This window comes from Pseudomonas sp. NPDC087697, from assembly GCF_044743155.1.
Lineage (GTDB): Bacteria > Pseudomonadota > Gammaproteobacteria > Pseudomonadales > Pseudomonadaceae > Aquipseudomonas.
This window is the reverse complement of sequence record NZ_JBIUVW010000022.1, coordinates 17,086-29,896: the sequence shown is the minus strand read 5'-3', so window position 1 is coordinate 29,896 and position 12,811 is coordinate 17,086. Positions and strand designations below refer to the sequence as shown.

Sequence of the window (12,811 nt, the reverse complement as noted above, 5' to 3'; positions counted from 1 at the left end):
CGTGCGGCTCAAGTGCATCAAACTGGCGGGGTTCAAATCCTTCGTCGACCCGACCACGGTGAACTTCCCCAGTAACATGGCGGCGGTGGTCGGGCCCAATGGTTGCGGCAAGTCGAACATCATCGACGCCGTACGCTGGGTGATGGGCGAGAGCTCGGCAAAGAACTTGCGCGGCGAGTCGATGACCGATGTCATCTTCAACGGTTCCACCAGCCGCAAACCGGTGAGCCAGGCGAGTATCGAACTGGTGTTCGACAACTCCGATGGCACGCTGATCGGCGAATATGCGGCTTACGCAGAGATTTCCATTCGCCGCAAAGTCACCCGCGACAGCCAGAACACCTATTTCCTCAACGGCACTAAATGCCGTCGCCGGGACATTACCGATATCTTCCTCGGCACTGGCCTCGGTCCGCGCAGCTACTCGATCATCGAGCAGGGGATGATCTCCAAGCTGATCGAAGCCAAGCCCGAAGACCTGCGTAACTTCATCGAAGAAGCGGCGGGGATCTCCAAGTACAAGGAGCGTCGGCGCGAGACTGAAAACCGCATTCGTCGTACCCACGAAAACCTTGCACGGCTGACCGACCTGCGTGATGAGCTGGAGCGTCAGCTTGAACGCTTGCATCGTCAGGCCCAGGCGGCCGAGAAGTATCAGGAATACAAAGCCGAAGAGCGTCAGCTCAAGGCTCAACTGTCGGCGTTACGCTGGCAGGCATTGAACGAGCAGGTCGGCCAGCGCGAGGCGATCATCGGCAACCAGGAAATCAGTTTCGAAGCCCTGGTCGCTGAGCAACGCAACGCTGATGCGAGCATCGAACGGCTGCGCGACGGTCATCACGACCTGTCTGAGCGCTTCAATCTGGTGCAGGGACGTTTCTATTCGGTCGGCGGCGACATCGCCCGGGTCGAGCAGAGCATCCAGCACGGCCAGCAGCGTTTGCGTCAGTTGCAGGACGACCTCAAGGAAGCCGAGCGTTCATGCCTGGAAACCGAGTCGCACCTGGGCCATGACCGCACCTTGCTGGCGACCCTCGGCGAAGAGCTGGACATGCTCACGCCCGAGCAGGAAGTTACCAGCGCCGCCGCGGAAGAAGCTGCCGCCGCGCTGGAAGAATCCGAAACCACCATGCACGGCTGGCAGGAGCAGTGGGACAGTTTCAACCTGCGCTCGGCCGAGCCACGGCGTCAGGCTGAAGTCCAGCAGTCGCGCATCCAGCAGCTGGAAACCAGCATGGAGCGCCTGGCCGAGCGTCAACGTCGCTTGGCAGAAGAGCGCGACCTGCTGTCGGCGGACCCGGAAGACGCGGCGATCCTTGATCTCAGCGAGCAACTCGCTGCCAGCGAAGCGACCCTCGAAGATTTGCAGGCCAGCGAAGAAGCGCAGGTCGAGCGGCTTGAGCAATTGCGTCAGGAACTGCAACTGGCCCTGCAAAACCAGCAGCAGGCGCAGGGCGACTTGCAGCGGCTCAACGGGCGTCTGGCCTCGCTTGAAGCGTTGCAGCAGGCGGCGCTCGATCCGGGCACCGGCACCGCTGAGTGGTTGCGTGAGCAGCACTTGGCCGAGCGCCCACGTTTGGCCGAAGGCTTGAAGGTTGAAGCGGGTTGGGAGTTGGCGGTGGAAACCGTGCTCGGCGCCGACCTGCAAGCGGTGCTGGTCGACAACTTCGCTGGCTTCGATCTGTCCGGGTTTACCCAAGGCGATCTGCGTTTGCTCAGCCCGGCCAGCGACGGTGTGCGGATCCCCGGCAGTCTGCTCGACAAGGTCGAGGCGCAGATCGATCTGTCGCCGTGGCTGGGGCAGGTCAAACCGGTGGAGAGCCTCGAACAAGCACTATCGCTGCGTGGTCAGTTGTCGGTCGGCGAAAGCTTGATCAGCCGTGACGGCTATTGGGTCGGGCGGCACTTTTTGCGGGTGCGCCGCGCCAGTGAAGCCGAGAGCGGCATGTTGGCACGCGGGCAGGAGATCCAGCGGCTGGGGCTTGAGCGCGAAGAGCGCGAAGCGACCGTGGAAACCCTGGAAACCACCTTGCAAAACTTGCGCGCCCAGCAGCGGCAGCAAGAGAACGGTCGCGAACACCTGCGTCGTTTGCTGCAAGACGAAGCGCGCCAGCAGGGCGAATTGAAAGCTCAGTTGTCTGCCGGTAAAGCCAAGGCCGAGCAACTGACATTGCGTCGCACGCGGCTCGACGAAGAGCTCGGCGAGCTGGCTGAGCAGCGTGCGCTGGAACATGAACAGGTTGGCGAGTCGCGCCTGCAATTGCAGGAAGCCCTCGACAGCATGGCGATCGATACCGAACAGCGCGAGTTGCTGCTGGCTCAGCGCGACAGCTTGCGCGAGCGCCTTGATCGAGTGCGGCAGGAAGCCCGCCAGCATAAAGACCACGCGCACCAACTGGCGGTGCGTCTGGGCTCGCTCAAGGCGCAACATGATTCAACCCGTCAGGCGCTGGAGCGGCTGGAATTGCAGTCTGAGCGCCTGACTGAAAAGCGCGAACAGCTCAGCCTCAATCTGGAGGAGGGCGAAGCGCCGCTGGAAGAGTTGCGACTCAAGCTTGAAGAGTTGCTCGACAAGCGCATGAGCGTCGACGAAGAACTGAGAACCGCGCAGATCGCCCTGGAAGATGCCGACCGCGAATTGCGTGATGCCGAGAAGCGCCGCAGTCAGGCCGAGCAGCAATCGCAGCTGATCCGTGGTCAACTCGAACAGCAGCGCATGGAATGGCAAGCCTTGAGCGTGCGCCGCAAAACCTTGCAGGATCAATTGCTCGAAGACGGCTATGACCTGCACGGTGTGCTCGCCACGCTGGTGGCTCAGGCCAACGAAAAAGAAGCCGAAGAAGAACTCGAGCGCATTGCTGCGCGAATTCAGCGACTGGGTGCGATCAACCTCGCGGCCATCGACGAGTATCAGCAGCAGTCCGAGCGCAAGCGTTATCTGGATGCTCAGGACGCCGACCTGGTGGAAGCGCTCGACACTCTGGAAAACGTCATTCGCAAGATCGACAAGGAAACCCGCAATCGTTTCAAAGATACCTTTGATCAGATTAACGCTGGATTGCAGGCTCTTTTTCCAAAAGTTTTCGGTGGCGGCAGCGCTTATTTGGAACTGACGGGCGAAGATCTACTCGATACAGGGGTAACGATCATGGCGCGTCCGCCCGGGAAGAAGAACAGCACCATCCATTTGCTGTCAGGCGGTGAGAAAGCCCTGACGGCATTGGCGCTGGTTTTTGCGATCTTCAAACTCAATCCTGCACCGTTTTGCATGCTCGACGAAGTTGACGCGCCGCTGGATGACGCTAACGTTGGACGCTACGCCCGATTGGTGAAAGAGATGTCACAAACGGTGCAGTTCATCTATATCACCCACAACAAGATCGCCATGGAAATGGCCGACCAATTGATGGGGGTTACGATGCACGAGCCCGGTTGTTCACGTCTGGTAGCCGTGGATGTCGAGGAGGCGATGGCGATGGTGGACGCCTGAGTCATGGCGCGTAGGCCATATGTTTGCGGGAAGCAGGGATTTTTACCCGCAGAGATTGCTGGCCAATCGACATAATGGCTGAAGCCATTGTGACTGACGGTGTAAAGTTATCTTTGGTCGTGCTAGTTTAATGTCAATTTTTCGTATGCGTGGGCAAAACGCCATTCAGAACATAGAGTTGGCGCCACGTTTTAAAGCGGTTTACAGCTTGTAAACCCCTTATTTTTCAGCATTTTTTATAGAGGCACGGGATTACATGGAAATCGGTCTGCGCGAGTGGCTGATCGTCATCGGCATTATTGTCATTGCCGGTATTCTTTTTGATGGCTGGCGGCGCATGCGCGGCGGCAAAGGCAAGCTGAAATTTCGCCTGGACCGCAGCCTGTCCAACCTGCCGGACGAGGACAGCGGCGCCGAGCTGCTGGGCCCGCCACGCGTACTGGACACCCATAAAGAGCCGCAGCTCGACGAGCATGACTTGCCGTCGGTGAGCATGCCTGCCCGTGAACCGCGTGAATCGGGTTCCAAGCGCGGCAAGCGTGGCAGCGAGCCATCTCAGGGCGACCTGAATTTGAATCTGGATCTGGACGGTGGCCCGAGCTTCAGCAGCCGTGACGATTTCCCGGACGAAACCAAAACGTCGAGCGCTGCGGCAGATAAAGAGCAGCCACAGGCAGAAGAAGTACTGGTTATCAGCGTGATCTGCCGTGACCCGGGCGGTTTCAAAGGCCCGGCTCTGTTGCAGAACATTCTGGAAAGCGGCTTGCGCTTTGGCGAGATGGATATTTTCCACCGTCACGAAAGCATGGCCGGCAACGGCGAAGTGCTGTTCTCCATGGCCAACGCGGTCAAACCTGGCGTGTTCGATCTGGACGATATCGATCTGTTCAGCACCCCGGCCGTCAGCTTCTTCCTCGGCTTGCCAGGCCCGCGTCACCCAAAACAGGCCTTCGATGTGATGGTTGCGGCTGCACGCAAGCTGTCTCAGGAGCTCAATGGCGAACTGAAAGACGATCAACGCAGCGTGCTGACCGCTCAGACCATCGAGCACTACCGTCAGCGGATCGTCGAGTTCGAGCGTCGCGCCCTGACCCAGAAGCGCTGATATTGGCAACCTGCAGGAGATTGCGCCGCGACTTCTGCCTCCTGTAGGAGCTGAGCTTGCTAGCGATGGCGATCTCAAAGGCGCCATCGCCGGCAAGCCGTGCTCCTACAGGAGGCAGAAGTCGCGCTAATAGATTGAGCAGCCTCGGCTGCTCTTTTGCTTTATGAGAGAACACCCATGACCGCCGCCGAAAACCGCATTCTAGAGCTGCGCGCTGAGCTGGATCAGCACAACTACCGTTATCACGTCCTCGACGAACCGAGCATTCCGGATGTCGAATACGATCGGCTGTTCCATGAGCTCAAGGCGTTGGAAGCGGCAAACCCTGAACTGATCACCAGCGACTCGCCGACCCAGCGGGTTGGCAGTGCCGCGCTCTCGGCGTTCACTCAAGTACGGCACGAAATGCCGATGCTGAGTCTGGGCAACGCCTTCGAAGAAAACGATATGCGTGAGTTCGATCGCCGGGTCACCGAAGGTCTGGATTTACCGGCCGGCGATTTGTTTGGCGGTGGCGCCGAGGTTGAATACAGCTGCGAGCCGAAGCTCGATGGTCTGGCAGTCAGTTTGCTGTATCAGGACGGCGTGCTGGTGCGTGGCGCTACTCGCGGCGACGGCACCACCGGTGAAGACATCAGTGTCAACGTGCGCACCGTGCGCAACATTCCGCTCAAGCTGCAAGGCAGTGGCTGGCCGGCGACTCTGGAAGTGCGCGGCGAAGTGTATATGTCCAAGGCCGGTTTCGAGCGCCTCAACGCCACGCAGCTGGAAGTCGGCGGCAAGACTTTCGCCAACCCGCGCAACGCCGCGGCAGGCAGCTTGCGACAACTGGATTCGAAGATCACTGCCAGTCGTCCGCTGGAGTTCTGTTGCTACGGTCTCGGTCAGGTCTCGACCGAGATTGCTGACACGCACACCGGCAATTTGCAGCAACTCAAGCAATGGGGCATGCCGGTCAGTCGCGAGCTGAAACTGGCCAAGGGCATCGACGAATGCCTGGATTACTACCGCGACATCGGCGAGCGCCGTAATGCGCTGCCTTATGAAATCGACGGTGTGGTGTTCAAGGTCAACAGCATCGCCTCGCAGCGTGAGTTGGGCTTCCGTGCGCGCGAGCCGCGCTGGGCGATTGCCCACAAGTTCCCGGCGATGGAAGAGCTCACCGAGTTGCTCGACGTGGAATTCCAGGTCGGCCGAACCGGCGCGGTAACCCCGGTTGCACGTTTGAAACCGGTGAAAGTGGCCGGCGTGACCGTGTCCAACGCGACGTTGCACAACATGGATGAAGTGGCGCGTCTGGGCTTGATGATCGGCGATACGGTAATCATCCGCCGCGCCGGTGACGTGATCCCGCAAGTGGTGCAAGTGGTCACCGAGCGTCGTCCGGAAAACGCCCGTCCTGTGCAGATTCCCGAGTGCTGTCCGGTCTGTGGTTCCCATGTCGAGCGCACGCAACTGGTCAAGCGCAGCAAGGGGCGTGAGACCGTCAGCGAAGGTGCGGTGTATCGCTGCGTCGGGCGTCTGGCCTGCGGTGCGCAGCTCAAACAGGCAATCATCCATTTCGTTTCGCGCCGGGCCATGGACATCGAGGGCCTGGGCGAGAAGAGCGTCGAGCAGTTGGTGGATGAAGGTCTGGTCGGCTCGCCGGCGGATTTGTACGCCTTGAACTTTGAGCAAATCGTCGACCTGGAAGGCTTCGCCGAGCTGTCGAGCAAGAACCTGCTGAGTGCCATTGCCGACAGCAAGAAACCGGGATTGGCGCGTTTCATCTACGCCCTCGGTATTCCGGATGTCGGCGAAGAGACGGCCAAGGTCCTGGCACGCTCGCTGGCGTCGCTGGAACGGGTTCAGCAGGCGTTGCCGCAAGTGTTGACGTACTTGCCGGATGTCGGGCTGGAAGTCGCCTACGAGATTCACAGCTTCTTTACGGATGCGCACAACCGGAAGGTGATCGAAGAACTGCTCAAGCATGGTCTGGAGATTCAGGATCAGGGCGAGTTGGGCGCCGAGTTCGCCGCCAGTACCACGTTGGGCGGGATGATCGACAAGCTGAACATTCCCTCGGTCGGACCGGGCGGGGCGCAGAAGCTGGCCGACAAGTTCGGTTCGCTGGAAGCAATCATCAGCGCCGACTGGCTGGACATGCGTCAGGCGCTGCCGGAGAAGCAGGCCAACGCCGTTCGGGAGTTCTTCGCCGTCGAACAGAATCGTCAGTTGGCGCTGGATGCCGAGAAGCAATTGCGCGATTTCGGCATGCATTGGCAAAGCGAGAAAAAAGTCGTCGAAGGTTTGCCGCTGGCTGGCCAGACCTGGGTCCTCACCGGCTCCCTGGAGTTGATGAGCCGCGACGTCGCCAAGGACAAGCTCGAAAGCCTCGGCGCCAAGGTGGCGGGCTCGGTGTCGGCCAAGACTTATTGCGTGGTGGCGGGGCCTGGCGCCGGTTCCAAATTGGTCAAGGCCAATGAGTTGGGGTTGAAGGTGCTGGACGAAGAAGCGTTCGTGGCGTTTTTGGCCGGGTATGGCATAACGGTGTAGGTGGGAATTTTGCGACTGCTGTGCAGTCGATCGCGGGCAAGCCTTGCTCCTACAAATATCGCGGGCACGCCTTACTCCTGCAAGTTATGTGTCGTGCGCCTGTTTCGCGACTAATACACACTCTGTAGGAGCAAGGCTTGCCCGCGATGGCGTCATCACGGCTGGCGCAAAATCTCAATGGGAGCGATGGGCGCCATGACATGATCTAGTCTTGGCAGGCCTCAGGGAGAGATCGCCATGTACCGCTTTTTCGAGCAACTCAGCTCACGTATTGCCGCGCCATTCATTGGCGAAAGCTCGCGTAACAGCAAAGTCTGGCATTGCCGTTGCGGGCAGTCGCTGTTTTTTCGCAACAGTCAGTGCCTGGCCTGTTCGGCTGCCTTGGGTTATCAGCCTGAGCAGAATCGTTTGTCATCGCTCGCGCCGGGGTTCGAAACCGACTCCTGGCAGCTCGACAGCGAGCCTGAGGCGGGGCTGTTTCGCCGTTGCGCCAATCTTGATACGCCGGCCGCCTGTAACTGGTTGCTCCCGGCTCATGGTTGGGGCGTGCACTGCATTGCCTGTGCTCTGAACCGGACCATTCCCGACCTGTCGATCCCCGAGAACCATGATCACTGGCGCAAAGTGGAAATCGCCAAGCGGCGGCTGGTCGCGCAGTTGGTAAGTCTGGGCTTGCAGGTGATCCCCAAGTCAATCGATGAAGAGTGTGGGCTGGCGTTTGATTTCGTCGGTGTCGACCTTGAGGGCGCGTCGCCGACCACTGGCCATGCCAATGGCCTGATTACCCTCGATATCAAAGAGGCTGACGATGCTCACCGCGAGCGAGTCCGCGTGCAGATGCGCGAGCCGTATCGAACCTTGCTCGGGCATTTTCGCCATGAGGTCGGGCATTACTACTGGGATCGCTTGATCGCCAATGGCCCTTGGCTGGAAGCGTTTCGCGGGCTGTTTGGCGACGAGCGTGCCAGTTACGCCGAGGCGTTGGAGCGGCATTACCGGCAGGGCGCTCCACTGGACTGGCAGCAAAGCCATGTCAGTGCTTACGCCACCATGCATCCATGGGAAGACTGGGCGGAAACCTGGGGGCACTACTTGCACATGATGGACGCGGTGGACACGGCGCTGGGGTTTGGCATGAGTGCCCGGGAGATGGATTTCGACTACCAGCCATTCCCGCCGAGCACTCTCTACGATCCGCAGCATCCCGGCGGCGCGGCATTCCTGTCGTTCGTCAACGCCTGGATCGAACTGGCCGGCATGCTCAACGAGCTGTCGCGCAGCATGGGTCAACCGGATTTCTACCCCTTCGTCCTGCCGCCTGCGGTCATCGCCAAGCTGCATTTCATTCACCTGGTGATCCAGCAGGAAGGCGGCAGGGCGGACGAGGTTTTACGCACCCAGTAAGGTGGATCTCGTAGCAGCTGGCGAAGCCTGCGTTCGGCTGCGCAGCAGTCGTAAAGTCAGACAGCGCGGTTTTTCAGATAAGCCGTGTGCAACGGATTCACGACTGCTGCGCAGCCGAACGCAGCCTCCGGCAGCTGCTACGGGTTGCGATCTTTCCGGGTCTGCGCATGTCCTTGACCTGACTCATATTTTTTAATCCGTACCAACGGTTGTAACTTCGTCTCAGATAGGTACAATGGCGCGGCTCGCCGTCAGGTGAGCGTCGTTATGGTGACCCCATCGGTCCCCCCGCAACGATCAGCCGTGAACCCGGTCAGGCCTGGAAGGGAGCAGCCGCAGCGGTGACATTGTGTGCCGGGGTGTGGCTGGTGGGGTTACCACCTTAACGCCAGGCCTTCATTCGCAAGGCTTGTACTCCCTCCAAAAAATCCAGACTTTTTATCTCATTGATCTTTCCTGATCGATGCCTCGTTTTGTCTGAAATAACCTCACCATCATTCCGAAAGCGCAAACACCCGCAACCGATGCCCATCAGGATCGAGCGCCACGAAGGTGTAGCCGAAATCCAGTGCAGTCGGTGTTTGGGCGATGCGCAGCCCTTGTGCGGTCCATGCGGCGTACAGCGTGTCGACCGCCTGTTCGTTGGCCACCGAGAATCCCAGTTCGCCACCACCGCCCGCTGCTTCGGGCGCAGGTTCCACGGTATGCCTGGACCACAGCCCAAGCTTTACGCCCGAATCAAGAATGAACAACGCGAAGGTCGGTTGCAGTTCAACCGGTGGTTTGTCCAGCAGGTGACTGTAGAAGTTGGCACTGGTGGCGGGGCTGTCGACGTACAGCAGCAGATAATGTTGGGCGTTCATGGCGACTCCGATGTCATGGGCGTTGATGGCTCAAGCCTAAACGGTCGGGTTGTCAGATTCTGTCAGTAGTCGATAACAAAAGAGCAGGCGTTTGTATCAATCCGATACGCACGCCTGCTCTTTTTTTTTGTTTCTGGCTCTAAGGCTTGGACAAGGCCTGGTCTACCGCCGCGATCAGCTTTCCCAGATCCTTCGGGGTGGCTTTGTGTATGACACCGAATAAATACGCTCGCTGTTCGTCTTCGTCGCCAAGATCGGCAAAAAACGCTTTGAGCTTCACTCCCAGCACATCGGCAAGCATGAACAGGGCTTCCACGCTGGGGGTATAGGTGCCGGTTTCGAAGCGGCTGATGGTTTTGGGGTCAAAACCGGTTTTTTCACCGAGTTCAGCCTGAGTAAGCCCCGCCACCTTGCGATAGCGTCTTATGGCTGGACCCAAACTTGAAATTTGCATCGCTCAATTCCCATTTAGAATCAAGAACTTAACGATAGATTTTTGCATTAGACAACTGCATGATCCATCACCTTGCTTTGCAAAATGTGATGTATTTCGTAGAATCCCAGTTTCGTACGGGCATTTGGTGACCTGGCTTCATAAGTCCAGGCGATATGAGACAGCCAGCATTGCGTTACCTCGCAAGGTGTGCAGAGATGCCGCTGACGACGCGAAATGCCGTTTCAATATTACCAGAGTCAGTGTTTTTGACGTGCCTGTACGAGGCCTCTGAGCCTAGTTGATCTTCGTCTGTTCGGGGGCCATCAAATGCTGTTCATGGAGTTTTAACGTGCATCTGAATTTGCTGGCCCGCTCTATTGCAAGGATGTTGCCCAGGCAGCATCACGCGCTGCGATCCCCTGCGCAGTGCCGCATCTTTCAAAACATCTCTTCCGGGCGTTGTGCGCTGGTCGAGCGGTACAACCGCTAGCCACAGTGAGCCGGACTCATGGATGAGAAGTACCGCAGGGCCGTAGATGCAGCCGCCATTTTCTCCGAGACAGACCTGGCGGGGCGCATTACTTACGTCAACGATTTGTTTTGCGAGGTGTCTGGTTATAGCCGCGAGGAGTTGCTGGGCGCCAACCACCGCGTCCTCAACTCAGGCCTGCATTCTGACGATTTCTTCGCGACGATGTGGCGCACCATTGCCCTGGGCAAGGTCTGGAAGGGCGAAATCTGCAACCGGGCCAAGGACGGTAGCCTGTATTGGGTCGATAGCACCATGGTGCCGGTGCTGGACGAGTCGACCGGGCGGGTCCATCGGTACCTGTCGATTCGTTTCGATATCAGTGAAAAGCGTCAGTTGCTGCACTCTTTGCAATGGCGGGTCGGCCATGACGTACTGACCAGTCTGCCCAATCGGGCGTATCTCTCCGACTTGCTCGAGCAGGCCCTGGATTATTCCCGCGTCGAGAACGTGCCGTTGGCGGTGTGCATGCTCGACCTCGACGGCTTCAAGGCAGTGAATGACGGCTATGGCCACGCCAGCGGCGACTTGTTGCTGGTTGAAGTGGCCAAGCGTCTACGCACCATCGTTCGTGGCGAGGATGTGGTGGCGCGGCTGGCCGGGGACGAGTTTGTGTTGATCTTGCGGTTTGTGCGCGATATGCCGGAATTGCGCGCGGCGCTGCATCGAGTGCTGGGGGCGATCTCTGCGCCGTATTCGATTCTGGGCAAGGACATCAATGTCTTTGCCAGCATCGGCGTCACGCTGTTCCCGGTCGACAGCGAAGACGCGGAAACCCTGCTGCGACACGCTGATCAGGCGATGTACGTAGCCAAGCAAAGCGGGCGTAACCGTTTTCACCTGTTTGATGTGGTGCGCGACCAAGAGGTCAAAGCGACTCATCAGACGGTCGCGCGGGTCCGTCAGGCATTGCTCAACGATGAGCTGCGCCTGCATTTTCAGCCCAAGGTCAATATGCGTTGCGGTGCAGTGGTGGGCTTTGAAGCGTTGCTGCGCTGGGAGCATCCGCAGAACGGCCTGGTGCCGCCCAGGGAGTTTTTGCCGTTTGTGGAGGAGACGGATCTGATCGTCGATATTGGCGAGTGGGTGATGGAGCAGGTTCTGGCGCAGTTGTCCCAATGGCAAAAGGACGGTCAACGTTGGCCGGTCAGCGTCAACATCGCTGCTCGGCATTTTCAGCGGGCGGACTTTTTTGATCGGCTCAAGAACGTGCTCGAACGGCACGCGTGGGTCGCGCCCCAGTTGCTCGACCTGGAGATTGTCGAGTCGGTGGCGATCGAGAATATTCAGCACGTCAGCACCTGCCTGCAAGCCTGTCAGGCGCTGGGCGTGAGGTTCTCTCTGGGGGATTTTGGCACGGGCTATTCGTCGCTGAGTTACCTCAAGCGCCTGCACACGCAAACCATCAAGATCGATAAGTCATTTGTGCGCGACATACTGCATGATCGCGACGATCTGGCGCTGACCACCGCGGTGATCGGCCTTGCCAGGGCCTTTGGGCGAGAGGTGATCGCCGAGGGGCTGGAAAGCATCGAGCATGGCGAGTTGCTGTTGCGCCTGGGCTGCGAGGTGGCGCAGGGCTATTTCATTGCGCGGCCGATGCCGGCCAGTGAGGTGCCGGGTTGGGTCGAGGCCTTCGTCGCGCCGACCCAGTGGCAGGCGCTGGACCAGGCGGTCTGAGGCTTATGGTGGATCGGTCTGGGTCGGTTCGTCCGTTCCGGTGTAGAGCCTGATGATGTCGTCGATTTCCCCGGACATTTTCATCTTGAGCAGTATTTGCATAATCCGCTGGACCGGCAGTTTCGGGTCGTTTCGCACATAGCAACCGACGTATTGTTCCTGCAACACGGCGACTCCGTGCAATTGCCGGTCGGGCATCAATTTCTGATTGAACCAGTCCAGAGCCCATTGATTGCTGACTGCATAGTGATAACGGCCGGCCAGCAGCTTTTGCAACACTTGTTCCTGGTTGCGTGCGTCGTCGCGCTTGAGCTGTCCGTTGTCGAACAGCGCTTGCAGGGTCGGGTAGCTGTAACCGAGCACGGTGCCGATCGGTTGCACAGAAAGGCTGGAGGGGATGACCGAGGCAGGAGCGCCTTGCGTACTGATCAGCAAGTCGCGCTGAAACCACAACGGAACGCTCCAGATGTAATCCCCTGACTGGTTCGGCAGCCAGGATTGCGCCGCATAGCAGCGAATGTCGATTTCCCCGTGCTCCATGCTGCTTTGCAAGCGTGCGCGGGCCAGCACATGGAACTCGGCCGGCAGACCCACCTGCGTGGCCAGGCTGAGCATCACGTCGTACAGAATGCCCTGGGTCGGCCGACCGTGCTCGATTTGCACCATGGGCATCGCCCAGCTGTCGGTGATCGCAAAGCGCAAGGGTGCAGGCGCGCTATTAGCGCTGATGCCGATCAACAGCAAAGCCCCCAAGGCTAAACGCATAAAC

General features: G+C 59.1%; 8 protein-coding genes and 1 other RNA gene. 6 read left to right on the top strand and 3 right to left on the bottom strand.

Features of this window, described 5'->3' with window-relative positions; all coding sequences use genetic code 11:
* Position 1: 1 nt before the first annotated feature.
* From smc to ffs, 5 genes are all read left to right on the top strand, one after another.
* Positions 2–3,490 (top strand): chromosome segregation protein SMC, encoded by a 3,489-nt coding sequence (gene smc, locus ACIPIN_RS16495; protein WP_401120237.1) that lies wholly within the window; start codon positions 2–4, stop codon positions 3,488–3,490.
* Between the two features lie 256 nt (positions 3,491–3,746).
* Positions 3,747–4,595 carry a cell division protein ZipA gene (zipA, locus tag ACIPIN_RS16490; RefSeq protein ID WP_401120236.1) on the top strand — a complete coding sequence of 283 codons (849 nt, stop codon included), beginning with the start codon at positions 3,747–3,749 and terminating at the stop codon, positions 4,593–4,595.
* A gap of 177 nt (positions 4,596–4,772) precedes the next feature.
* Complete coding sequence (gene ligA / locus ACIPIN_RS16485) at positions 4,773–7,130, top strand: NAD-dependent DNA ligase LigA (protein WP_401120234.1); 2,358 nt, start codon at positions 4,773–4,775, stop codon at positions 7,128–7,130.
* A gap of 237 nt (positions 7,131–7,367) precedes the next feature.
* Positions 7,368–8,534: a putative zinc-binding metallopeptidase gene (locus tag ACIPIN_RS16480; RefSeq protein WP_401120233.1), complete on the top strand. Its 1,167-nt coding sequence runs from the start codon at positions 7,368–7,370 to the stop codon at positions 8,532–8,534.
* Positions 8,535–8,811: 277 nt separating this feature from the next.
* An RNA gene (gene ffs, locus ACIPIN_RS16475) (signal recognition particle sRNA small type) lies at positions 8,812–8,908 on the top strand.
* 120 nt (positions 8,909–9,028) lie between these two features.
* On the opposite strand, the gene ACIPIN_RS16470 is transcribed toward ffs, so the two are convergent.
* Positions 9,029–9,397, bottom strand: coding sequence for a VOC family protein (locus ACIPIN_RS16470; protein ID WP_401120232.1), 369 nt, complete (start codon positions 9,395–9,397; stop codon positions 9,029–9,031).
* A 139-nt stretch (positions 9,398–9,536) separates the two neighbouring features.
* Positions 9,537–9,851 carry a helix-turn-helix domain-containing protein gene (locus ACIPIN_RS16465; RefSeq protein ID WP_054593225.1) on the bottom strand — a complete coding sequence of 105 codons (315 nt, stop codon included), beginning with the start codon at positions 9,849–9,851 and terminating at the stop codon, positions 9,537–9,539.
* A 490-nt stretch (positions 9,852–10,341) separates the two neighbouring features.
* Between ACIPIN_RS16465 and ACIPIN_RS16460 the strand changes: the two genes are divergently transcribed.
* Positions 10,342–12,042, top strand: coding sequence for a putative bifunctional diguanylate cyclase/phosphodiesterase (locus ACIPIN_RS16460; RefSeq protein ID WP_401120231.1), 1,701 nt, complete (start codon positions 10,342–10,344; stop codon positions 12,040–12,042).
* Between the two features lie 3 nt (positions 12,043–12,045).
* Here ACIPIN_RS16460 and ACIPIN_RS16455 read toward each other — a convergent pair whose 3' ends face one another.
* Positions 12,046–12,807, bottom strand: a complete 762-nt coding sequence (locus tag ACIPIN_RS16455; protein WP_401120229.1) for a substrate-binding periplasmic protein — start codon at positions 12,805–12,807, stop codon at positions 12,046–12,048.
* Positions 12,808–12,811: the final 4 nt, after the last annotated feature.